The following is a 21,370-nucleotide window of genomic DNA, read 5'->3' on the forward strand; positions in this document are numbered from 1 at the left end:
TCCGCCCGGTCCCCGCGCCGTCGGACTAGCCTGGAGGGATACCGATCCGGAACTGGCGAAGGGAGCCCACGATGGATGTCCTCGGTTCACGCATCGTCATCGTCGCCTTCGATGGCTGGAACGACGCGGGTGAGGCCGCGAGCGGCGCGGTCGCCGCGCTGCGTTCCGCGAAAGACTACGACCTCGTGCACTCCATCGACCCGGAGCTGTACTTCGACTATCAGTACACCCGCCCTGCCACGAAGATGGATGCCGAGGGCCGGCGTCAGCTGACCTGGCCCGAAGCCGGGCTGTGGCGTCCGCGCGACCCCGGGCCCGGCCCCGAGTTCTGGGTGCTCACCGGAGTGGAGCCCGCGCGCACCTGGCAGTCGTTCGCGGCGGAGTTCATCGACGTCGCCCTTCGCGACGACATCACCGGGTTCGTGACCCTCGGCGCGATGCTCTCGGATGTGCCCCACACTCGACCGATCTCCATCTTCGCCTCGAGCCAGAACGAGCAGGTCCGCGAGGCCCATGGCCTCGAGCGCTCGCTCTACGAGGGGCCGGTCGGCATCCTCAGCGTGTTCGAGCACTTCGCCGAGAGCGCCGGCATCCCGACCGCCAGCCTCTGGGCGAGCGTCCCGCACTATGTCGCGTCGGCCACTCCGTCACCGAAGGTGACCCTCGCGCTGCTGGACCGGCTCGAGGAGCTGACCGGAGTGGACGTCCCCCGCGATCACCTGCGCACAGAGGCCGCTGCATGGGAGGCGTCGATCGACGCCGCCGCCGCCGATGACGAGGACATGACGGAGTACATCCGACAGCTCGAGCAGACGCGCGACACGTGGGACTCCCCCGATGCCTCGGGTGACGCGATCGCCCAGGCGTTCGAGCGCTATCTGAAGCGTCGCGGCGACGGCCCCGGAGACCACAAGCGCTGAGCTCGGAGCTCCGGGGCGCTCTGCTATGCCGCGATGACTCCGGTGCCGAGCAGGACCAGGAGCACCGTTCCCAGCAGGATGCGGTAGATCACGAACGGCAGGAAACTGCGCTTCGAGATGTAGTTCATAAAGAACGCGATCACTCCGAGGGCCACGACGAATGCAATGCCTGTCGCCGCGAGAGTGTCTCCGAAGGAGAAGAACGAGGGCTCGTCCCAGCTCTTGAACACCTGGTAGAAGCCGCTGCCGAACACGGCCGGGATCGCCAGGAGGAACGCATAGCGTGCGGCTGCCGCCCGCTCATAACCGAGGAACAGCCCCATCGTGATCGTCCCGCCTGAGCGCGACACGCCGGGGATGAGCGCGAGCGCCTGCGCGAAGCCGTAGGCGATGCCGTGCGGATAGGTGAGCTGATCGAGCTTCCGTCGCTTCGCACCCACGTGGTCGGCGATGCCCAGCAGGATGCCGAACACGATCAGCATGATCGCGACGATCCAGAGCGACCGGAAGACCGTCTCGATCTGATCCTGGAAGAGCAGTCCGAGCACCACGATGGGGATGCTGCCGATGATGATCATCCACCCCATCCGAGCATCCGGATCGCTTCGCGGAACCCGGCCCGTCAGCGAGCGGAACCACTGCGCGATGATGCGGACGATGTCGCGCCAGAAGAACACCACCACCGCCGCCTCTGTGCCGATCTGCGTGATGGCGGTGAACGCCGCGCCAGGGTCTTCGCCGGACGGCAGGAAGGTGCCGAGGATGCGCAGATGGGCGCTGGAGGAGATCGGGAGGAACTCGGTCAGTCCCTGGACGATGCCGAGGATGAGCGCTTCGAACAAGTGCATGGAGGAGCTTTCTGATTCGTGGTGCGCGGACGCGGAGCAGAGAGCTCAATACGTGCGCAGCAGATCGGCCAGCACCCGCTGACCGAAGACAAGCGATTCTACGGGCACTCGCTCATCGACCCCGTGGAACATACCGGTGAAGTCGAGGTCGGCAGGCAGGCGGAGGGGCGCGAACCCGTACCCGGTGATCCCGAGATAGGCCAACGCCTTGTTGTCGGTGCCGGCACCCAGCAGATACGGGATGACCGGCACCCCCGGGTCGTGACGACCGAGACTCGCGACCATCGCGTCGACGAGTTCTCCCGCGAACGGCGTCTCCATCCCGATGTCCCGCACGACGGTCTGGATCTCGATGTCGTCGCCGACGATCTGCTGAAGCTCTGCGAGCACATCGTCTTCGGTGCCGGGGATGACACGAACGTCGATCAACGCCTCGGCCCGCTCCGGGATCACGTTGTGCTTGTACCCCGCGGTGAGAGCAGTGGGGTTCGTCGTCGTCCGGAACGATGAGCGGAGAAACGCCTCAGCGGGGCCGGCGGCTGCCGCGAGAGCATCGGGGTCGTCGACCGAGCGCCCGGTCAACGCACTCAACCCCTGCAGCAGCGCCTCGGTGGTGGGCGTGAGCCGAAGGGGCCACCGCGTGCGCCCGAGGGCTGCCACGGCCTCGGCGAGCTTCGTGACGGCGTTGTCGTCGTGCAGACGGCTTCCGTGGCCGGCACGTCCCCTGGCGACCAGGCGGATCCAGATGAGCGCCTTCTCCCCCACCTGCAGCAGGTAGGCGCGGCGCTCGTCGACCGTGATCGAATAGCCACCCACCTCGCTGATGGCCTCGGTCGCTCCCGTGAACCACTCCGGGTGGTTCTGCACGACGAGCGCCGATCCTTCGACGCCGCCGTTCTCTTCGTCGGCGAAGAACGCGAGCACCAGATCCCGCTCGGGCTGCTCCCCCGCACGCAGGAGGTCGCCCACCGCGGTCAGGATCATCGCGTTCATGTTCTTCATGTCGACCGCACCCCGGCCCCAGAGCATGCCGTCCTTCACGATTCCCGCGAACGGGTCGATGCTCCAGTCGTCGGCCATCGCCGGCACCACGTCGAGATGCCCGTGCACGACCAGCGCCGGCTTGCTGCGATCACGTCCGGGCACGCGCGCCATGACGTTCGTGCGGCGCGGGATCGGCTCGTAGTACTCGACGTCCAGGCCGAGATCCTGCAGATAGGCGCCTACGTATTCGGCGGCCTCACGCTCGCCCTTCGCGTTGCCTCCGCCGAAGTTCGAGGTGTCGAATCGGATCAGGTCGCTCGCGATGCGAACCACCTCGGGGAGAGCCAGGTCAGTCATGAGGTCCAGGCTATCGAAACGACGTGGCGCGCCCGGGCGTCACCGTCGGTTTCTGAGTGCCTCGAAGCTCGTGCTAATGTAAATCTTCGTTCGGCAACGAACATCCAACACCTGCGCGGGTGGCGGAATGGTAGACGCGCTACGTTGAGGTCGTAGTGCCCGTAAGGGCGTGGGGGTTCAAGTCCCCCTCCGCGCACAGACAGGCCTCGGATATCCACACGATATCCGAGGCCTTCTTCGTACCCGCGTCTTTGTCGTGTCCTCGGCCAGAACTCGAGGTGAATTCCTCGAATCCCGGCCGACGGATGGCGTCGGCGTCAGAGCGCTCCGACGCCGAACACCAGACCGAGCACGTAGGTGACAGCCGCAGCGCCGAAACCGATCGCCAGCTGCCGCAGCGCTCGACGCAGGGGCGGACCTCCCGACAGGATCCCGACCATCGCTCCCGTCGACAGCAGAGCGACACCCACCAGCACGAGCGCGACGATGACCGCAGTGGTCCCTTCGAGACCGAAGATCCACGGCAGGACAGGGATGATCGCGCCAGACGCGAAAAGAAGGAAGCTCGAGATGGCCGCTGTCCAGTCGCTGCCGACGATCTCGTGGTCGTCTGCTGCGTGGATGTGGATCGGCCCTGTCGACGTGCGCTCGACTCCGGCGCGTGCGGCATCGACGATCCGACGTGCGCGCTCGAGGGCCTCCTGCTGTCCGATACCGCGCGCACGGTAGACCAGAGCGAGTTCGTTCTCGTCGATGTCGAGATCGGCAGCGGACGCCGCGGCGTCCTCGTTCGCTTCCGTCGACGCCAGCAGCTCGCGTTGAGAGCGCACGGAGACGAACTCCCCCGCTCCCATCGACAGCGCCCCGGCGAGCAGACCCGCGATCCCGCTGAACAGGACGAAAGCGGAGCTCACACCTGTGGCCCCGATACCGAGCACGAGGGCGAGGTTGCTCACGAGGCCGTCGTTCGCTCCGAAGACAGCCGCACGGAAGGAACCCGACAGGCGGCGTCTGCCACGCGCGGCGAGGCCGCGGACCACTTCGTAGTGCACCTTCTCGTCTGCGCGCATGGCGGGAGTCGCGTACTGCTCTGAGTCGTACGGGGATCTGGCCTCGGCGCTCTGCGCGAGCGCGAGGACGAAGATGGACCCGAACCGGCCGGCCATCCATCCGAGCAGGCGTGACCGGACGCCTGCTCGCGGCAGTCGCCCGGGCTCGGCGCCCAGCAGATCGAGCCAGTGCTGTTCGTGTCGACGCTCGGCATCGGCGAGGCTGAGCAGGATCTCGCGCTCCTCCCCCGTGCGACGGCTGGCGAGCTTCTGGTACACGAGCCCTTCGGCGCGTTCTTCCACGAGGTAGCGAGCCCAGCGGCGACGGTCTGCTGTGGTCGGCTCTGCGGCAGCGGGGGCTGTCATGAAGTCTCCTGATCGACGGTGCCCGAGGACGGGGCAACCGTTCAACGCTAGCTTCGAGCTCCTGTCACGGGCGCACCGGAAGCAGGATTGCCAGCTTTTCGGGCTTCCGAACAGAGGGCCGGATTCAGGACCGGACGCGCTTGCGGAGCACGTCGATGCGCGACTGCAACTGTGTGACTGTCGCCTGTGCGACCGCAGGCCCACCGCAGATTCGGCGCAACTCGGCGTGCACCGCACCGTGCGGCTCGCCCTTCTGACGGGCATACAGGCCCACGAGGCTGTTCAACAGCTGGCGCTGCTCGCGAAGCGTGCGATGCAGCGGCGCGGGGAGCGTGGTCGTCTCGGTCGGCCCGGCCTCGGCTTCTCTCGTCTCCCGCAGACGGGTCTGACGCGCCTGGCGCTGCATCAGCAGCTCGTGCACGTGCTCGGGCTCGAGGAGGCCGGGGAAGCCGATGAACTCCTCCTCCTCCGGCGTTCCGGGCTCGGCGAGCTGACCGAATTCCTGGCCCTCGAACACGACCCGGTCGAAGTGCGCCACCGATGAGAGCGCCTGATAGCTGAACTCCTGGGTCAACGCGTCCGATGCGTCGTCTTCGCGGTTGGCCGACTCGAGCAGGGAGTCCTCGAGACCATCGTCGTCCTTCGACTGACGATCGAGCGCGTGGTCGCGCTGCTTGTCCATCTCGTTGGCGAGCCCCATGAGCACCGGAACCTGAGGGAGGAAGACACTCGCCGCCTCACCCCTGCGGCGCGCCCGCACGAAGCGGCCGATCGCCTGCGCGAAGAAGAGCGGGGTCGAAGAGGACGTCGCATAGACCCCGACCGCGAGTCGGGGCACGTCGACGCCCTCCGACACCATGCGCACCGCGACCATCCAGCGATCCTCGCTGTTGCTGAACTTCTCGATGCGCTCGGAGGCCGTCGCGTCATCGGACAGGACGATAGTCGGCTGCTGGCCGGTGATGCTGTGCAGGATCTTGGCGTAGGCGCGCGCGACAGTCTGGTCCGTCGCGAGCACCAGTCCCCCGGCATCCGGCACATGATGCCTGATCTCGGTCAGACGACGATCCGCCGCCGAGAGCACCGCAGGCATCCACTCGCCCTCGGGATCGAGCGCGGTGCGCCATGCCTGCGAGGTCACGTCCTTGGTGTTGTCCTGACCGAGATGCGTCTCGAGCTCGTCGCCGCTGCTCGTGCGCCACCGCATCTTGCCCGCATACATGTGGAACAGCACGGGCCTGACGACGCCGTCGGCCAGCGCCCGCCCGTAGCCGTAGTTGTAGTCGGTGCGGGAGATCCGGGCACCGGACTCGTCGGGGTGATACTCGACGAACGGTATCGGCGCGGTGTCGCTCCGGAACGGGGTGCCGGAGAGAAGCAGTCGGCGCTTGGCCGGTCCGTACGCATCGCGGATCGCGTCGCCCCAGCTGAGCGCGTCGCCGCCGTGATGCACCTCGTCGAGGACGACGAGCGTCTTCGCGTCCTCGGTCAGATGACGGTGGACCGACGACTTCGCGGCCACCTGCGCGTAGGTCACCACGGCTCCGTGGTAGTGACGCGCCGGAGCCCAGTGGCTGTTGCGGAATCGGGGATCGAGACGGATGTGCACGCGAGCCGCGGCATCAGCCCACTGCGTCTTGAGATGCTCGGTCGGCGCGACCACGATGATCCGGTTCACCTCGCCCATGCGCATGAGCTCGACAGCCAGGGTGAGGGCGAACGTCGTCTTTCCCGCACCCGGTGTCGCCGCCACGAGGAAGTCACGCTGATCCGCCTGGAAGTACTGCTCGAGCGCCTCCTGCTGCCACGCGCGCAGCTTGTTAGCGGTTCCCCAAGGGGCGCGCTGAGGAAAGGACGGAGAGAGCATCGAGACAACGATAATCGCTGCCGCGGACACTCGGCACGCTCGAGCGCTCACCCGCGCGCGTCCTCACTCGCCGTTCGCACCCGAGTAGGCTCGGTCACTGCGCAGTCGCCGTCTACGGCAGCGTCCGTCCGTGAAGGAGAGCTGGATGACAGACCCGGATTCGACCCCCACCACGCACGCCGACAACGAGACCTCGCACCCGTGGCGACGGTTCGTGGCGATCGGCGATTCGTTCACCGAAGGCATCGGCGATCCCGATCCCTCCCGCCCCGGCGACCACCGCGGTTGGGCGGACCGCGTCGCCGAGGTGCTCTCGAGCCAGGTCGACGACTTCGCTTACGCGAATCTCGCCGTGCGCGGCAAGCTGATCGCCCAGATCGTGCGCGATCAGATCGAGCCCGCCGTGGCGCTGCACCCAGACCTCATCTCGATCTGCGCCGGCGGCAACGATGTGATCCGTCCAGGCACCGACCCCGACGCCATCGCCGCCCAGCTCGAGGATGCCGTCGCCCGGCTGTCGTCGACGGGCGCCGCCATTCTGCTCTTCACCGGAGTCGACACGGCATTCACCCCCGTCTTCCGGGCCTTCCGCGGCAAGGTCGCCATCTACAACGAGAACGTCCGCGCGATCGCCGAGCGGCATGACTGCATCGTCGCCGACCAGTGGGCGCTGAAGGTCGTGCAGGACATGCGGTTCTTCGACGACGACCGGCTGCATTACAACTCGCTCGGCCACCACGAGGTCGCCCGCATGGCACTGCGTGCGCTCAACGTGCCCAACGAGCTCGAGGCCATGCAGCCCGAGACGATCCCGCTCCGCACCTGGCGCGAGGCACGCACCGAGGACTTCGGCTGGGCACGGGAGCACCTCGTTCCCTGGGTCCTGCGGCGCCTGCGCCACGAGTCATCCGGCGATCACGTCGTGGCCAAGCGCCCCGAGCCCTCCCCGATCATCTTCCCGAAGGCCGACTGACCACCCCTCGGGGTCGTTCAGCTCGACCTGAGTGCCCACAGCGCGACCGCCGCGGCCGACGCGACGTTCAACGAATCGACCCCGCCGGACATGGGAATCGTCACGACGGTGTCCGCTTTGTCGAGCGCTGTCCGGGAGAGCCCGTCGCCCTCGGCGCCCATGACGACAGCCACGCGCTCGGGGCGGTTCGCGACATAGGCGTCGAGCGTCATCGCATCATCGCGCAGAGCCAGAGCGGCGACGTCGAACTCCGCAGCGTGAAGGTCCGCCACTGCCGACTCCCAGTCCGTGATGCGAGTCCATGGCACCTGGAACACGGTCCCCATGCTGACGCGCACGCTGCGGCGATACAGCGGATCCGCTCCCCCGGGCGACACCAGCACGGCGTCTGCTCCGAGGCCGGCGGCCGCACGGAACGCCGCGCCGACGTTGGTGTGATCGCCGACGTTCTCGAGGATCAGCACGAGCGAGGCGCCAGCGAGCACTTCGCTCACCGTCGGCAGCACGGGACGATGCATCGATGCGATCGTGCCCCGGTGCACGGCGAAACCGGTCACAGATTCGGCCACCTGGTCAGGGACGACGTACACCGGCACGTCGAGGTCGCCGACGATCGCTCCGATGTCATCCACCCGGCGTTCCTGCACGAGCACGGAACGCGGACGATGGCCCGCGGCGACCGCCCGAGCGATCACCTTCGTCGATTCGGCGATGTACAGCCCGCCGGCCGGTTCTTTCACGGTCCGGAGCGCGGTGTCGGTGAGCCCGCGGTAGTCGTCGAGTCGTCGGTCGTCCGGATTCGTCACGCGCAGCAGTTCCACGAGCCCCAGTCTGCCATCGCTCGATCCCCGACTCCGCGGTGAGCCACGACGCATCGACCACGCTGCGCACGCCGTAGACTCGCACAGGGAGGTCCTGTGAGCGCATCGAGTCCGGTCGAACTGTCGGCCACCATCGCTCGCACCGCCGAACTCCTGCGCGGTCGCAAGATCGCACTGCTCACCGGCGCCGGCATCTCCACGGACTCGGGAATCCCCGCCTACCGTGGCGAGGGATCCCGCAACCGGTCCGATCCGATGACCATCCAGCGGTACCTCGCCGACGAGGCTGCACGGCGCCGCTACTGGGTCGGCGGCCACCTCGGATGGCGGGCGTTCGCTCGGGCCCAGCCGAATCCCGGGCATCTCTCCCTCGCGGCGATGGAGTCGTCGGGCCAGGTCAGCGGTGTGATCACCCAGAACGTCGACGGTCTGCACCTGCGAGCAGGCAGCTCCCATGTCATCGAAGTGCACGGAACGATGCGCAGGGTGCTCTGCCTGAAATGCGGCCAGGTCTTCGACCGTCGCGACATCGCCGTGCAGATCGAAGAGCGGAACCCATGGATCACCGTCCCCGAGAACGTGGCGTTGAACCCCGACGGCGATGTGCTCCCCGAGAGCACCGACGGCTTCATCGTCCCCGTGTGCACGGTATGCGAGGGGATGCTGAAGCCTGACGTCGTGTTCTTCGGCGAGTACGTCCCGCAGGACCGCTTCAAAGCCGCTGAGTCGTTGCTCCGAGCCAGCGACGCGTTGATCGTCGCCGGCTCGTCCCTCGTCGTCAACTCCGGCGTGCGGCTCGTCGAACGCGCACGACGGCGGAGCATCCCGCTCATCATCATCAACCGTGAGCCCACGCGCGCGGATGTCTGGGCCGATGCCACCATCGCCGCAGGCACCAGCGATGTGCTCCCCGCGATCCAGGAGCTCCTCGAATGACTCTGCTCACCCTGATCCGCCATGGCCAGACGGACTGGAACCTGGCACGCCGGATCCAGGGGTCCACCGACATCCCTCTGAACGAGAAGGGCCGCGCGGATGCACGGACCGCCGCAGGTCTCCTCGAAGGCGTCACGCACCACTCGATCTACGCCAGCCCGCTGAAGCGCGCACGGGAGACGGCCGAGATCATCTCCGAGAGCCTGGGTCTCGGCTCCCCCGTGCTGGTGCCGGACATGCGCGAGCGCGAGTTCGGCGAAGGCGAGGGCATGCTCGTGTCGGAGTACATCGAGAAGTACGGCGATTGGCTGTCGCCGGTTCCCGGGGCGGAGACGTTGAAAGGAGTCGCAGAGAGAGCGCTCGTCGCACTCGACACGATCGCGCGTGACGCCCGACGTCGATCGGCACCGGTGGCGGAGTCCGTGATCGTCGTGACGCACGGGGGTGTGATCCGATCGCTGATCGACCACGTCTCCGGCGGCACGCTGCCGCGGGCGGGCGAGGTCCTCGCGAACGGCTCGGTGCACCGTTTCGAGGCTTCTCCAGGCTCACTGCGCCTGATCGACCAGGGGATCCTCGTCTGACCCGCGTCTGATCAGCGTCTGATCAGCGCGCGCGGCCGAGCACCGAGCGAGCGTGCCTGAGCATGGGCTCGTCGATCATGCGTCCTCTGAAGCGGAAGACCCCGCGCTCGCCCGCGGCGGCCGCGAGGACTCCGCGGGCCCACTCGAGGCTGGCTTCATCGGGCGCATACGCCGAGCGGATCACCGCGACCTGACTCGGGTGGATGCACGCGGTCGCGACGAACCCCGATGCCGCAGCGTCGACCGCTTCGGACTCGAGACCGGCGACATCCTCGATGTCGACGTGCACCGCGTCGATGGCGCCCTTGCCCTGAGCGCCTGCCTCCAAGAGCACCCGTGAGCGCGCGTAGCGCGCGATGTCGCGATAGCCGCCCTGCGCCGTGCGACTCGATGTCCCACCGAGGGAGGCCACGAGGTCTTCGGCGCCCCACATCATCGCGACGACCTGGGGGTGCGCGGCGATGAGTTCCGCGGCATGGATGCCCCTCGCCGTCTCGCACAGAGCGATCAGCGAGAACCGCTCATCGAAGGCGGCGAGACTGTCCGCGCTCTCCGTCTTTGCGACCATGACGGTGCGGAACTCGGTCTGGACAAGCGCAGCGAGATCCGCGGTGAAGGCATCAGTGCCCGGCGCGTTCACGCGGACGATCACTCGGTCGGCATCGAGATCGGCGTCGATGAGATGCCCGCGAGCGGCGGCCTTCGCGTCGGGAAGCACGGCATCTTCGAGGTCGAGGATGACCGCGTCCGCCTTCTCGAGAGCCCCCTGGAAGCGCTCCGGGCGGTCCGCCGGACAGAAGAGCAGGGCGGGCCCGAGGTCGAAGCTCATGCCTCCTCCCCGGGCAGGCAGTGGACGAGAACGGCACGGGTCGCCGTCGCGACGACCGTGGATTCCTGATTGCGTCCGGTATGAGAGATGGTCACGATCCCCTGGCCCGGTCGCGATGTCGAGAGCCTCTTCTCGACGATCACGCTCTCGGTGTACAGCGTGTCTCCGGCGAACAGCGGGTGCGGGAAGGCGATCTCACCGAATCCGAGCTGAGCGACGAGAGTGCCCTGAGTCAACTGCGCGACAGATGCCCCGACCATCGTCGAGAGCGTCCACATCGAATTGATCAGACGCGCGCCGAAAGGCTGCTGCGCGTCGGCGAACGCCGCGTCGAGGTGCAGCGCCTGGGTGTTCATCGTGAGGGTCGTGAAGAGGACGTTGTCAGCCTCGGTCACGGTGCGTCCAGGGCGGTGGAGGTATCGCGCGTCTGTGACGAACTCCTCGAAGAAGAGCCCCCGCTGGACGATGTCGTGCACGGTCATGTCTGCCACGCTACCCGGCGAGTCCGAGCGCCCGCGCGATGACCAGCAGCTGCACTTCGGTGGTGCCCTCACCGATCTCGAGGATCTTCGAGTCGCGATAGTGACGGGCGACCGGGAACTCGTTCATGAAGCCGTTGCCGCCGAAGATCTGCGTCGCATCCCTGGCGTTGTCCATGGCAGCCTCTCCTGCGACGAGCTTCGCGATCGCGGCCTGCTCGGCGAACGGTCGACCCGCGTCGCGGAGACGCGCTGCATGATGCCAGGCGAGACGAGCGGTGTGCACTCTCGCGCGCATGCGCGCGAGAGTGAACTGCGCGTTCTGCCGCGTGCTGAGGGCGCTGCCGAAGATCGTGCGACTCTTCGCATAGTCGACTGCTGCTTCGAGGCAGCCTTCGGCCGCACCGGTCGAGAGTGCGGCGATCGCGATCCGTCCCTCGTCGAGGATGCTGAGGAAGTTGCGGAAGCCGCTCCCCTCCTTCCCCAGAAGGTTGCCCGCGGGCACGCGTGCGCCCGCGAAGCTGAGGGGATGCGTGTCGGACGCGTTCCATCCGACCTTGTCGTACGGTGCCTCGACGGTGAATCCCGGGGTGCCGTTGGGGACGATGATGGTCGAGATCTGCTTGCGCCCGCCTTCGTTGCCGGTGACGGCGGTGACGGTGACGAACCGGGTGATCGGGGTTCCCGAATTGGTGATGAACTGCTTCGACCCGTCGATGACCCATTCACCCCCGTCACGACGAGCGGTCGTGCGGGTCGCTCCCGCGTCGCTGCCGGCCTCCGGCTCGGTGAGACCGAACCCCGCGAGGGCGCGGCCGGCGAGCAGGTCAGGCAGGTGCTCGTGCTTCTGGTCCTCGGACCCGAAGCGGAACACGGGCATCGCTCCGAGGCTGACTCCGGCCTCGAGAGTGATGGCGATCGACTGATCGACGCGCCCGAGCGCCTCGATCGCGATGCCCAGGGCCATGTAGTCGCCTCCCTGGCCGCCGTACTCCTCGGGGAATGGAAGACCGAACAGTCCGAGATCACCCATCTGGGTCACGACGTCCATCGAGAGGGTGTGCGTGCGGTCCGCTTCGTAGGACTGCGGCGCGACGACCGTCTCGGCGAAGTCGCGCACCATCGCGGCGAGCTCGCGCTCCTCCTCGGTCAGCTCGTACATGCTCACATCTCCTCCGTCGTCATATGTGCGACCTGCTGATCGCGTCGTACCTGGTCGCCGACGGCGACCGTCAGGCGCACCGTCCCGTCGTGGGGGGCGAGCACCGGGTGCTCCATCTTCATGGCCTCGATCGAGACGAGAGGAGTGCCCGCGGTCACCACATCACCGTCGCGGACGTGCACGGCCACGACGCTTCCCGGCATCGGGGAGCGCGCGTCCGGTCTGCTCTCGGACGCACGCCGTTCTCGCGCCTCGAGGCGGTGCAGCATGCGGGCCCTGCGATCCAGCGGTCGCAGGTGTGCCGTGCGCCCTTCCTCGCTCACCCAGATGTCGCCGTCGACGTCCGTCGCGACCGCCGCACGGGATCGAGGACCGGCGGACGCAGGCGCGGGGATCACCTCGCCATGGTCAGTGAGGAACGAGACCTCTCGACGATCGCGAGCGGTGAGCGCCTCCCACACCTGACCCGCCCGTCGACCCCTCCTCGCTTCGCCGACCGCGTCATCGACGTGCGATACGGCGCGGCCTGCAGCCGCCAGCATCGTCGGCGACGGCGGCTCCTCCTCGAACGGCAGAAGAGTCTCGATGAGCCCGGTGAAGAGGTCGCCGGCCGCCACCCGCTCATCGCGGCAGAGCCGCCGGAGGAAGGCGATGTTCGTGTCCACGCCCAGCACGACGGTTCTGCTCAGGGCGTCGTCGAGGCGGCGGAGAGCAGTGCTCCGATCATCTCCGAAAGCGATCACCTTGGCGATCATCGGATCGTAGAATCCCGTCACCTCGCTGCCGGTCTCGACCGCTGCATCGACCCTCACGCCCTGAGGCGGGTCGAAGAGCAGGATGCGACCGGTCGAGGGAAGGAACCCGCGCTCGGGCGCCTCGGCATACACGCGGGCCTCGAAGGCGTGCCCGCGAACCGGCGGCGCGGGGTCGAGACGTCCTCCAGCGGCGACACGGATCTGCAGGGCGACGAGGTCGAGTCCGGTCACCTCCTCGGTGACGGGATGCTCGACCTGCAGGCGTGTGTTCATCTCGATGAAGAACACCTGGTCCGGGGCATCCGCGTCGATCAGGAACTCGACCGTGCCGGCACCGACGTACGCGACGCTCGCCGCGGCCTGCGTGGCGGCCTCGAGCAGACGGTCCCTGGTCGTGTCGGGGATGCCTGCAGAGGGAGCCTCTTCGATGACCTTCTGGTGGCGACGCTGAAGCGTGCACTCGCGCTCGCCGAGGGCGATCACGGTGCCATGCGTGTCGCCGAATACCTGCACCTCGATGTGGCGGGGGCGTCGGATGAGCTTCTCGAGGATCAGTGAGTCGTCACCGAACGCCGATCGCGCGACCCGTCGCGCAGAGGCCAGGGCGGCGGCCAGGCCGGCCGGCGCCTCGACGACCTCCATCCCCTTTCCGCCTCCCCCCGCGCTCGGTTTCACGAGCAGGGGGTAGCCGACAGCGTCCGCCTCCTCGGAGATCTCCGCATCCGACAGACCTCTCGCGTCGAACCCCGGCACCACGGGGACTCCCGATCGGACGACATGATCGCGGGCCTTGGCTTTGTCTCCCATGATCTGGAGCGCGTCGATCGACGGCCCGATGAAGACGACGCCGCTCTCAGCGCAGGCTTCCGCCAGCCCGACGCTCTCAGAGAGAAAGCCGTAGCCGGGGTGGATGGCCTGCGCTCCGGTCGCACGCGCGGCGGCGATGACGGCGTCGATGTCGAGGTACGACTCGGCGGCCGGGGCCGCGCCGATCCGCACAGCATCGTCGGCCTCGCGCACGTGGGGCGCGTCGGCATCCGCATCGCTGTACACGGCAATGCTGCGGATGCCCATGGTCCGCAGCGTGCGGATGATGCGGCGTGCGATCTCGCCTCGATTGGCGACGAGGACGGTGTCGAACTCGCGGGCGGCAGAGCTGTTCATAGTGGCGGTCACATCCTGAAGAGGCCGAAGCGGGGCTCCGGCAGGGGGCTTCGCGCGACCACGTCGAGGGCGAGCCCCAGCAGGTCGCGGGTCTGGACCGGGTCGATGATGCCGTCATCCCACAGGCGAGCAGTGGCGTAATACGGCTCGCCCTGAGTCTCGTACTGCTCACGGATGGGCTGTTCGAAGGCCGTTCGCTCGTCGGAGCTCCAGGTCTGCCCGCGGACCGCGAGCTGGTCGTCCTTGACCGTTCCGAGAACGGACGCCGCCTGGGCGCCGCCCATCACCGAGATGCGACTGGCCGGCCACGTCCACAGGAATCTCGGCGAGTAGGCCCGTCCGCACATCGAATAGTTGCCTGCGCCGAAGGAGCCGCCGATGATCACCGTGAGCTTCGGCACGCGCGTGCTCGCGACCGCGGTGACCATCTTGGCTCCGTCCTTCGCGATGCCCCCTGCCTCAGCGTCCGACCCGACCATGAAGCCTGAGATGTTCTGCAGGAACACCAGGGGGATGCCGCGCTGATCGCATAGCTCGATGAAATGCGCGCCCTTCAGCGCGGACTCGCTGAACAGCACGCCGTTGTTCGCCACGATCCCGACCGGATGCCCGTGCAGCCGCGCGAACCCGGTGACGAGCGTCGTGCCGTACTCCGCCTTGAACTCCCGGAACGTGTCGCCGTCGATCAGCCTCGCGATGACCTCGTGCACGTCGTATGCGGCGTTGACGTCGACGGGGACGACGTCGTAGAGCGACCCCGACTCCGCGGGCTCACGAGTGTCCTGCACCTCCCACACCGGGTGGAGAGGCGCCGGCAGCGTGGCCACGATGTCACGCAGGATCTCCAGCGCGTGCTCGTCGTCTTCGGCGAGGTGGTCGACCACTCCGCTGCGCCGGGCGTGCAGTTCGCCGCCGCCCAGCTCTTCGGCCGAGACGACCTCGCCGATCGCCGCCTTGACGAGCGGCGGGCCACCGAGGAAGATCGTGCCCTGGTCCCGGACGATCACGGTCTCATCGCTCATCGCCGGGACGTAGGCGCCGCCGGCCGTGCACGAACCGAGCACAGCGGCCAGCTGCGGGATGCCCTCCGCGGACATCAGCGCCTGATTGAAGAAGATGCGGCCGAAGTGCTCCCGATCGGGGAACACCTCGTCCTGCTTAGGAAGGAAAGCGCCGCCCGAGTCGACGAGATACAGGCAGGGCAGACGATTCTCGAGCGCGATCTCCTGCGCGCGCAGGTGCTTCTTGACGGTCAGCGGGTAATACGTTCCGCCCTTCACGGTGGCGTCGTTGCAGACGACCATCACGTGGCGTCCGTGCACGAGACCGATCCCGGCGATCACTCCGGCGGCCGGCGCCTCTCCCCCGTAAAGCCCGTCCGCGGCGAGCGGTGCGATCTCGACGAAAGGGCTGCCCTCGTCGAGGAGTCTGGTCACTCGATCTCGCGGAAGCAGCTTGCCCCGAGCGATGTGCCGCTCACGAGACGCTTCGGGACCGCCGCTGGATGCTGCAGCCAGCCGTTCGTGCAGCTCGGCAGCGAGGGACTGCTGGGTTGCGGGCATCGTGACGTCCTCCTCGACCACAGGGCGCCGGCGTCATCGCCCTGGCGCACTCGATGCTTTCTCGGTTAGTGTTCACTAACCGACCGCATCAGGTTAGCGAGGATTAACTGAGATGACAAGCCCCCTCACAGCGCGCGATCGCGCGAAGGCGGAGCGGTCGGACGCGATCCTCCGAGAGGCCGCCCGACTATTCGCCGAAAGCGGGTACAACGGCGTCAGTCTCGAAGACATCGGCGCCGCAGTGGGCGTGTCCGGCCCGGCCGTATACCGCCACTTCGCGGGAAAGCAGGCGCTTCTCGGCGCCGTGCTGATCAAGGTGAGCGACGATCTCGTCGCGGGCGGCACCCGGGTCGCCGCTGACGGCCCCACTCCCGAGGAGCGCGTCCGCGCGCTCGTCGCCTTCCATGTCGATTTCGCGCTCGGCAACGCCGACGTGATCCGCGTGCACGATCGAGACGTCGTGCACCTCGCACCTCACGATCACGCCGCGGTCCGACGACTGCAGCGCGCCTACATCGAGCTCTGGATAGACACACTGCAGCCCCTCGTCGAGGCCGACGCCGACGAGCTCCGGCTGCGAGTGCAGGCGTGCTTCGGGCTGATCAACTCGACACCGCACAGCACGCGGGCAGCAGCCAGACAGCACTCCGCCACCGCGGCAGTGCTCGCCGCGATGGCGGAATCGGCGCTCCGAGCGACTATCTGAGGAGCATCGCCCGACCCGGCTCCTCCAGCACATCGGCGACGTCCTTGAGGAACTTCGCGCCCTCGGCTCCGTCGACGATCCTGTGATCGAACGAGAGGCTGAGAGTCATCACCTGGCGCAGGGCGATCTCGCCGCGGTGCTCCCATGGACGGCGTCTGACAGCACCGACAGCGAGGATCCCCGATTGTCCCGGCGGGAGGATCGGCGTGCCCGCATCGACTCCGAACACCCCGATGTTCGAGATCGAGAACGTGCCACCGGACAGTTCCGCCGGAGATGTCCTGCCCTCCCGCGCTGTGGTGGCCAGTGACTTCACGGCATCCGCGAGCTCGATGAGACTCAGTGCCTCCGCGTCGCGGATGTGCGGCACGATGAGTCCGCGTTCGGTCGCCGCGGCGATGCCGAGATCGACGTAACCGAACTGCACGATCTCTCCGGCGGCCTCGTCCCACCGCGCATTCAGACCGGGCGCGCGGCTCAGCGCGAGACACACCGCTTTAGCCACGACCGCGAGCGGACCGATCCGGTGTTCGGCCAGTGACCGGTCTCCTCGCAGCGATTCGAGGAACTCCATCGTCGATGTCACGTCGACCGTGTGGAAGACCGTGACGTGCGGCGCGGTGAATGCACTCTCGACCATCGCGGCCGCGGTGCGCTTGCGAATTCCGCGAATGGGGATTCGCGTCTCTCGCGAGGGTCCCTGGAGCCCGCTCGCGTCATTCGGAACCGCTGCATGTCGTGGGGCCGGGGCGGCCTGTTCGGCGGACGCTCCGGTGCGAGAGACGTGATCGTCGATGTCGCCCCGAGTGATCACGCGATCTCCGACCCATGCGGCCACGAGAGCCAGGTCGATGCCGAGGCGTTTCGCGTACGCGCGCACCGGAGGGGTGGAGCGGGGCCGTTCGACGACGACTTCGACGTTCGCAGTGGGCGAGGCGTCATGCGGTGCCGCCTCGAGCACAGCGGTGTCGGTCGTCACCCTGACGCCGGCTGCGCGACGGGCGCGGCGAGCGGGCCGCCCCGACGCCGTGGGTGCGGCTCCGTAGCCCACGAGGTTGGGCTGTGCCTTCTCCTGCCCTTCGCCTGCGGCTGAGTCCGCCGACGGCGACTCATCGACTCCCTCCACATCGAACTCGATGAGAGGAGCCCCCACTGCGATCGTCTCTCCCGCCTCAGCGTGCAGGGCGGCGACGACCCCTTCGTAGGGAGAAGGAAGCTCGACGATCGCCTTGGCCGTCTCGACCTCCGCGAGTGTCTGGTTGAGCGTGACCGTGTCGCCGGGCGCGACGAGCCACTGAACGACCTCGGCCTCGGTCAGCCCCTCACCGAGATCCGGCAGTCGGAATTCCGCGTTCATGCGTCTGCTCCCGTCAGGCTGTTCGGACGATCGAGCACGCGGTCGACGGCATCCAGCAGCCGGTCGAGGTCCGGCAGGTGGTACTTCTCGAGCTTGGCCGGCGGATAGGGAACATCATGCCCCGTCACACGCAGCGGGGCAGACTCGAGGTACTCGAAGCATCGCTCGGTGATGCTCGCGATCACCTCGGCAGCCACGCCCGCCTCACGCGACGCCTCGTGGGCGACGACGACCCGTCCGGTCTTTCGGACCGACGTCGCGACCGTGTCGTAGTCGACGGGCGACAGTGAACGCAGGTCGATCACCTCCAGCGAGATGCCGTCGTCCTCGGCAGCCTCGGCCGCCTGCAACGCGGTCGCCACCATCGCTCCGTAGGTGATGAGGGTCGCATCGTCGCCTGCTCGCACGACGCGCGCGAGTCCCATCGGCGCAGAATCCGCCAGCGGTGAGTCCAGGTCGACCTCGCCCTTGTGGTGATAGAGCCGCTTGGGCTCGAAGAAGACCACCGGGTCGTCCGACGCGATGGCCTGACGCAGGCTCCGGTAAGCGTCCTCAGGATTCGACACGGCGATCACCCGCAGTCCTGCCGTGTGCACGAAGTACGCCTCCGGCGATTCCGAGTGGTGCTCGGCCGCGCCGATCCCGCCGGCCCACGGGATGCGGATCGTGATCGGCATCCTGACCCGACCCTGTGTGCGATAGTGCAGCTTGGCGACCTGAGCGACGATCTGATCGAACGCGGGGTACACGAAGCCGTCGAACTGGATCTCCACGACCGGCCGATAGCCACGGAACGCCAGCCCGACAGCCATGCCGACGATGCCGGACTCCGCGAGGGGCGTGTCGATCACGCGCTTCGAGCCGAACTCGTCGAGGAGTCCGTCCGTGATGCGGAAGACACCGCCGAGCCTGCCGATGTCCTCCCCCAGCAGCACGACCTTGTCGTCGTCGCGCATCGCCTGGCGAAGACCGGCGCCCAGCGCCTTGCCGAGAGTGAGCTGGGTCATGCTCACACCTCGCCGTCGAAGGAGGCCAGGTACGCGGCGTACTCGTCCCGCTGACGCTCCAGCCCCGCGTGCGGCTCCGCATAGACGCCGTCGAACACGGCGAGCGGTGTGCGCGTCACCATGCTCAGGCACTCGGCGCGCATCTCGCGTGCCGCGATGTCCGCGGCGTTCTGCGTCTCAGCGACATGCTCATCGCTCAGCTCGCCGATAGACCGCAGATGCGCTTCCAGACGCGCGATGGGGTCGCGGCGACGCCATGCCTCGAGCTCGTCGTCCCTGCGGTAGCGAGTCGGATCGTCGGCCGTCGTGTGCGGACCCATCCGATACGTGACGGCCTCGATGTAAGCGGGGCCCCTTCCCGAGCGGGCGTGCGCGAGCGCCCAGCGCATCGCGGCCATGCACGCGAGAACGTCGTTGCCGTCGACCCGGAGGCTCGGGATTCCGAACCCGGGCGCCCGTCCCGCGATCGGGTACTTCGACTGCACCGTCACAGGCTCCGAGATCGCCCAGTGGTTGTTCTGGCAGACGAAGACGACCGGGGCCTGATACGACGAGGCGAAGATCATCGCCTCATTGACATCACCCTGACTCGTGGCGCCGTCGCCGAAGTAGGTGACGGCGACTTCGTCCGTTCCTTCATGGCGGATGCCGAGCGCATAGCCGACGGCGTGCAGCGTCTGCGCTCCGATGATGATCTGCAGCGGAGCGACCCGAAGCTCGGCAGGGTCATGGCCGGCGCCCTCCTCGCCACGCCACATGCGGACGAAGTCGCCGGGCTTCGCGCCGCGTGCGTAGATGACGCCTGTCTCCCGGTAGCTCGGGAAGACGTAGTCGCTCGGAGCGAGTGCCCGCGCGGTGCCGATCTGGGTCGCTTCCTGTCCCTGGCAGGGCGCCCAGAGCCCGAGCTGTCCCTGACGCTGAAGCGCGACGCCCTCTGCGTCGATGCGTCGGAGGATGACCATGTCGCGATGGAGCGCCCGCAGCTGCGCCGGATCGACGTCATCGACGTAGGGATCGAGCAACGGGTTCGGGATTCGCTCGCCCTCCGGTGAGAGGATGCGCTCGGAGAGTTCGAGATCCTGTGCCGTGTCGGCGATCGGGGTGATCTGCGGTGACATCATCGTCCTCCTCATTCGTGGCCGTCGTCACGGGTTCTACGCTCGGCCCCGGCCTCATCGCCGGTTGACTTGAGCGTACGTCCGCTCATCACCTCGCTCAAGCAACCGCGATCGGCTTGAGCATGTTGCCAAATATCGGCGGTAGCCACCCTGCTATCGTTTGGCAGTATGGCCGGACTTGACCGCATTGATCTGGAACTCCTCGCAGCCCTCGCCGACGACCCGCGCGTCACGATCGTGGCGCTCGCGGAGAACCTCGGGTTGTCGCGCAACACCATTCAGGCCCGTATGGCGAGACTCGAGCAGACCGGGATCTTCCAGTCCTACGAGCGGTCGTTCTCGACCGATGTGCTCGGGTTCCCTCTTCAGGCGTTCGTGAGCATCGGGGTCCGTCAGACCGAGCTGCCGCGAATCATCAACGAGCTGGCGCGCATCCCCGAGGTCGTGCAGGCGCATGGACTCAGCGGATCGATCGACCTGCTCGCGCGCGTCGCGTGCAGGGACGCCCGGCACCTCTTCGACACCGACGCCCGCATCCTGTCGATCGAAGGCGTCGAACGCACCGAGACCTCTCTCGCCATGGGCGAGGTGATCCCATTCCGCGTCGCCGGCCTCATCGGCCTCGCGCGACGGGAATCCTGAGGAATCGGCGAACCGCGCCCGCAGCTTCAGCAGGCGTCTCGTAGTGGATGAGGTGACCGACCTCGGCGATCTCGACCAGAGTGGCGTCGTCGAAGCGGGTCGCGAGCTGTCGCTCGACCTCGATAGGGGTGATGTCGTCTCGCTGGGCAGCGATGAGCAGCGTGGGCGTCGAGATCGATGAGGCGAACTCGCTCACGTCATGCGACACGCTCGTCACGAACGCATCCCGCAGGACGTCGCGGTCGGCGAAGCGCGAGAAATAGGTGTCGTGCTGGTCGTGGATGAACCGCCGCAGCTGCGGATCCGACGTCTTGGCCATCGTGATGCTCATGACCCTGACGATCAGACGATTGCGCAGGAGCGCTGTGCCCGCTCGCTCGGGCAGGCGCGCCCCGAGCGAGTAGTACAGGACGGCGAGGCGCGTCATGATGCCCTTCGGCCCCTCGAGCGCAGGTGCCCCGATCGGGTTGATCAGGATGAGTCGCGGTGTCTCGAGGCCCGCGGCGACCGCCGCGGAGGCGACGATCGATCCGAAAGAGTGTCCGAGCACCACCGCTCCGGGAGCCACCGCCGCGGCGAACTCCGTGAGCCACGCGACGTACTCGTCGAGATCGTAGGAACGTCCGACGACGGGTGCCGTCTCGCCGAATCCGGGAAGATCGGGAGAGATCACACGAACCTCGGGAAGGAAAGCGAGGACCGGCTCGAGGCCGTGGTGCTCACCTCGGAATCCATGCACCGCGATGATCGTCACGTCGGCGTCAGCGGGTCCGTACTCCCAGAACACGGTGGTCCCGCCTCTCACCTCGACCTCGTGGCGAACGACCGGCAATCGGCTGAGGCGGTCTGCGTAGGGAGAGGGGACGCTCATGCACCAAGTCTAG

General features: G+C 67.6%; 20 protein-coding genes and 1 tRNA gene. 7 read left to right on the forward strand and 14 right to left on the reverse strand.

Translation table 11 applies throughout. The features are described 5' to 3' along the window. The first annotated feature begins 71 nt into the window (after nucleotides 1-71). The gene (locus ACIP5T_RS02730; protein ID WP_400860387.1) at nucleotides 72-920 is read left to right on the forward strand and encodes a PAC2 family protein; all 849 of its coding nucleotides are present in this window, start codon (nucleotides 72-74) and stop codon (nucleotides 918-920) included. 23 nt (nucleotides 921-943) lie between these two features. On the opposite strand, the gene ACIP5T_RS02735 is transcribed toward ACIP5T_RS02730, so the two are convergent. After that, the gene (locus ACIP5T_RS02735; RefSeq protein WP_053096057.1) at nucleotides 944-1,768 is read right to left on the reverse strand and encodes an undecaprenyl-diphosphate phosphatase; all 825 of its coding nucleotides are present in this window, start codon (nucleotides 1,766-1,768) and stop codon (nucleotides 944-946) included. Between the two features lie 45 nt (nucleotides 1,769-1,813). After that, complete coding sequence (locus ACIP5T_RS02740) at nucleotides 1,814-3,109, reverse strand: M20/M25/M40 family metallo-hydrolase (RefSeq protein WP_400860389.1); 1,296 nt, start codon at nucleotides 3,107-3,109, stop codon at nucleotides 1,814-1,816. A gap of 113 nt (nucleotides 3,110-3,222) precedes the next feature. Between ACIP5T_RS02740 and ACIP5T_RS02745 the strand changes: the two genes are divergently transcribed. Further along, a tRNA-Leu gene (locus ACIP5T_RS02745) sits at nucleotides 3,223-3,305 on the forward strand. A gap of 121 nt (nucleotides 3,306-3,426) precedes the next feature. On the opposite strand, the gene ACIP5T_RS02750 is transcribed toward ACIP5T_RS02745, so the two are convergent. Next, nucleotides 3,427-4,524: a VIT1/CCC1 family protein gene (locus tag ACIP5T_RS02750; RefSeq protein ID WP_400860390.1), complete on the reverse strand. Its 1,098-nt coding sequence runs from the start codon at nucleotides 4,522-4,524 to the stop codon at nucleotides 3,427-3,429. Nucleotides 4,525-4,648: 124 nt separating this feature from the next. Next, on the reverse strand, nucleotides 4,649-6,391 hold the full coding sequence (locus ACIP5T_RS02755; protein ID WP_042536686.1) for a DEAD/DEAH box helicase: 1,743 nt from the start codon (nucleotides 6,389-6,391) through the stop codon (nucleotides 4,649-4,651). A 145-nt stretch (nucleotides 6,392-6,536) separates the two neighbouring features. On the opposite strand from ACIP5T_RS02755, the gene ACIP5T_RS02760 reads away from it, so the two are divergent. Beyond that, complete coding sequence (locus ACIP5T_RS02760; protein WP_400860392.1) at nucleotides 6,537-7,364, forward strand: SGNH/GDSL hydrolase family protein; 828 nt, start codon at nucleotides 6,537-6,539, stop codon at nucleotides 7,362-7,364. Nucleotides 7,365-7,381: 17 nt separating this feature from the next. On the opposite strand, the gene ACIP5T_RS02765 is transcribed toward ACIP5T_RS02760, so the two are convergent. Then, nucleotides 7,382-8,185: a TrmH family RNA methyltransferase gene (locus tag ACIP5T_RS02765; protein ID WP_400860393.1), complete on the reverse strand. Its 804-nt coding sequence runs from the start codon at nucleotides 8,183-8,185 to the stop codon at nucleotides 7,382-7,384. A gap of 96 nt (nucleotides 8,186-8,281) precedes the next feature. Between ACIP5T_RS02765 and ACIP5T_RS02770 the strand changes: the two genes are divergently transcribed. Next, nucleotides 8,282-9,121: a Sir2 family NAD-dependent protein deacetylase gene (locus ACIP5T_RS02770; RefSeq protein ID WP_400860395.1), complete on the forward strand. Its 840-nt coding sequence runs from the start codon at nucleotides 8,282-8,284 to the stop codon at nucleotides 9,119-9,121. After that, the gene (locus ACIP5T_RS02775) at nucleotides 9,118-9,705 is read left to right on the forward strand and encodes a histidine phosphatase family protein (protein WP_400860397.1); all 588 of its coding nucleotides are present in this window, start codon (nucleotides 9,118-9,120) and stop codon (nucleotides 9,703-9,705) included. Before ACIP5T_RS02770 ends, ACIP5T_RS02775 begins: the two co-directional genes overlap by 4 nt. A 22-nt stretch (nucleotides 9,706-9,727) precedes the next feature. On the opposite strand, the gene ACIP5T_RS02780 is transcribed toward ACIP5T_RS02775, so the two are convergent. The 5 genes from ACIP5T_RS02780 to ACIP5T_RS02800 are packed head-to-tail and all read right to left on the reverse strand — an operon-like array spanning nucleotide 9,728 to nucleotide 15,656. Continuing rightward, nucleotides 9,728-10,534, reverse strand: a complete 807-nt coding sequence (locus tag ACIP5T_RS02780; RefSeq protein WP_400860399.1) for an HpcH/HpaI aldolase/citrate lyase family protein — start codon at nucleotides 10,532-10,534, stop codon at nucleotides 9,728-9,730. Further along, complete coding sequence (locus ACIP5T_RS02785; protein WP_400860401.1) at nucleotides 10,531-11,016, reverse strand: MaoC family dehydratase; 486 nt, start codon at nucleotides 11,014-11,016, stop codon at nucleotides 10,531-10,533. The genes ACIP5T_RS02780 and ACIP5T_RS02785 overlap by 4 nt, the downstream gene beginning before the upstream one ends. 10 nt (nucleotides 11,017-11,026) lie before the next feature. Next, nucleotides 11,027-12,175: an acyl-CoA dehydrogenase family protein gene (locus ACIP5T_RS02790; RefSeq protein ID WP_400860403.1), complete on the reverse strand. Its 1,149-nt coding sequence runs from the start codon at nucleotides 12,173-12,175 to the stop codon at nucleotides 11,027-11,029. Nucleotides 12,176-12,177: 2 nt separating this feature from the next. Next, nucleotides 12,178-14,094: a biotin carboxylase N-terminal domain-containing protein gene (locus ACIP5T_RS02795; protein ID WP_400860404.1), complete on the reverse strand. Its 1,917-nt coding sequence runs from the start codon at nucleotides 14,092-14,094 to the stop codon at nucleotides 12,178-12,180. An 8-nt stretch (nucleotides 14,095-14,102) separates the two neighbouring features. Continuing rightward, nucleotides 14,103-15,656 carry a carboxyl transferase domain-containing protein gene (locus ACIP5T_RS02800; RefSeq protein ID WP_400860406.1) on the reverse strand — a complete coding sequence of 518 codons (1,554 nt, stop codon included), beginning with the start codon at nucleotides 15,654-15,656 and terminating at the stop codon, nucleotides 14,103-14,105. 112 nt (nucleotides 15,657-15,768) lie between these two features. On the opposite strand from ACIP5T_RS02800, the gene ACIP5T_RS02805 reads away from it, so the two are divergent. Then, nucleotides 15,769-16,362, forward strand: a complete 594-nt coding sequence (locus ACIP5T_RS02805; protein ID WP_400860407.1) for a TetR/AcrR family transcriptional regulator — start codon at nucleotides 15,769-15,771, stop codon at nucleotides 16,360-16,362. Here the strand turns inward: ACIP5T_RS02805 and ACIP5T_RS02810 are convergent. From ACIP5T_RS02810 to pdhA, 3 genes are read right to left on the reverse strand one after another with little or no spacing between them, the layout of a single operon-like run. Next, on the reverse strand, nucleotides 16,355-17,719 hold the full coding sequence (locus ACIP5T_RS02810) for a dihydrolipoamide acetyltransferase family protein (protein WP_400860409.1): 1,365 nt from the start codon (nucleotides 17,717-17,719) through the stop codon (nucleotides 16,355-16,357). The two genes, ACIP5T_RS02805 and ACIP5T_RS02810, sit on opposite strands and share 8 nt — an antisense overlap. Then, nucleotides 17,716-18,726: an alpha-ketoacid dehydrogenase subunit beta gene (locus ACIP5T_RS02815; RefSeq protein WP_400860411.1), complete on the reverse strand. Its 1,011-nt coding sequence runs from the start codon at nucleotides 18,724-18,726 to the stop codon at nucleotides 17,716-17,718. Before ACIP5T_RS02815 ends, ACIP5T_RS02810 begins: the two co-directional genes overlap by 4 nt. A gap of 2 nt (nucleotides 18,727-18,728) precedes the next feature. Next, complete coding sequence (pdhA, locus tag ACIP5T_RS02820) at nucleotides 18,729-19,844, reverse strand: pyruvate dehydrogenase (acetyl-transferring) E1 component subunit alpha (protein WP_400864580.1); 1,116 nt, start codon at nucleotides 19,842-19,844, stop codon at nucleotides 18,729-18,731. A 168-nt stretch (nucleotides 19,845-20,012) separates the two neighbouring features. Between pdhA and ACIP5T_RS02825 the strand changes: the two genes are divergently transcribed. Next, nucleotides 20,013-20,486: an Lrp/AsnC family transcriptional regulator gene (locus tag ACIP5T_RS02825; protein ID WP_042536698.1), complete on the forward strand. Its 474-nt coding sequence runs from the start codon at nucleotides 20,013-20,015 to the stop codon at nucleotides 20,484-20,486. Here the strand turns inward: ACIP5T_RS02825 and ACIP5T_RS02830 are convergent. Then, the gene (locus ACIP5T_RS02830) at nucleotides 20,458-21,357 is read right to left on the reverse strand and encodes an alpha/beta fold hydrolase (RefSeq protein ID WP_400860413.1); all 900 of its coding nucleotides are present in this window, start codon (nucleotides 21,355-21,357) and stop codon (nucleotides 20,458-20,460) included. The two genes, ACIP5T_RS02825 and ACIP5T_RS02830, sit on opposite strands and share 29 nt — an antisense overlap. Nucleotides 21,358-21,370: the final 13 nt, after the last annotated feature.

The sequence above is a fragment of the Microbacterium sp. NPDC088619 genome, from assembly GCF_044752825.1.
Classification (GTDB): domain Bacteria; phylum Actinomycetota; class Actinomycetes; order Actinomycetales; family Microbacteriaceae; genus Microbacterium.

Excerpts from the sequence above, each read along its gene's own strand:
- ACIP5T_RS02730 (WP_400860387.1), top strand. The coding sequence starts at position 72 with ATGGATGTCCTCGGTTCACGCATCGTCATCGTCGCCTTCGATGGCTGG.
- ACIP5T_RS02735 (WP_053096057.1), bottom strand. The coding sequence starts at position 1,768 with ATGCACTTGTTCGAAGCGCTCATCCTCGGCATCGTCCAGGGACTGACC.
- ACIP5T_RS02740 (WP_400860389.1), bottom strand. The coding sequence starts at position 3,109 with ATGACTGACCTGGCTCTCCCCGAGGTGGTTCGCATCGCGAGCGACCTG.
- ACIP5T_RS02750 (WP_400860390.1), bottom strand. The coding sequence starts at position 4,524 with ATGACAGCCCCCGCTGCCGCAGAGCCGACCACAGCAGACCGTCGCCGC.
- ACIP5T_RS02755 (WP_042536686.1), bottom strand. The coding sequence starts at position 6,391 with ATGCTCTCTCCGTCCTTTCCTCAGCGCGCCCCTTGGGGAACCGCTAAC.
- ACIP5T_RS02760 (WP_400860392.1), top strand. The coding sequence starts at position 6,537 with ATGACAGACCCGGATTCGACCCCCACCACGCACGCCGACAACGAGACC.
- ACIP5T_RS02775 (WP_400860397.1), top strand. The coding sequence starts at position 9,118 with ATGACTCTGCTCACCCTGATCCGCCATGGCCAGACGGACTGGAACCTG.
- ACIP5T_RS02780 (WP_400860399.1), bottom strand. The coding sequence starts at position 10,534 with ATGAGCTTCGACCTCGGGCCCGCCCTGCTCTTCTGTCCGGCGGACCGC.
- ACIP5T_RS02785 (WP_400860401.1), bottom strand. The coding sequence starts at position 11,016 with ATGACCGTGCACGACATCGTCCAGCGGGGGCTCTTCTTCGAGGAGTTC.
- ACIP5T_RS02790 (WP_400860403.1), bottom strand. The coding sequence starts at position 12,175 with ATGTACGAGCTGACCGAGGAGGAGCGCGAGCTCGCCGCGATGGTGCGC.
- ACIP5T_RS02795 (WP_400860404.1), bottom strand. The coding sequence starts at position 14,094 with ATGAACAGCTCTGCCGCCCGCGAGTTCGACACCGTCCTCGTCGCCAAT.
- ACIP5T_RS02800 (WP_400860406.1), bottom strand. The coding sequence starts at position 15,656 with ATGCCCGCAACCCAGCAGTCCCTCGCTGCCGAGCTGCACGAACGGCTG.
- ACIP5T_RS02805 (WP_400860407.1), top strand. The coding sequence starts at position 15,769 with ATGACAAGCCCCCTCACAGCGCGCGATCGCGCGAAGGCGGAGCGGTCG.
- ACIP5T_RS02810 (WP_400860409.1), bottom strand. The coding sequence starts at position 17,719 with ATGAACGCGGAATTCCGACTGCCGGATCTCGGTGAGGGGCTGACCGAG.
- ACIP5T_RS02815 (WP_400860411.1), bottom strand. The coding sequence starts at position 18,726 with ATGACCCAGCTCACTCTCGGCAAGGCGCTGGGCGCCGGTCTTCGCCAG.
- pdhA (WP_400864580.1), bottom strand. The coding sequence starts at position 19,844 with ATGTCACCGCAGATCACCCCGATCGCCGACACGGCACAGGATCTCGAA.
- ACIP5T_RS02825 (WP_042536698.1), top strand. The coding sequence starts at position 20,013 with ATGGCCGGACTTGACCGCATTGATCTGGAACTCCTCGCAGCCCTCGCC.
- ACIP5T_RS02830 (WP_400860413.1), bottom strand. The coding sequence starts at position 21,357 with ATGAGCGTCCCCTCTCCCTACGCAGACCGCCTCAGCCGATTGCCGGTC.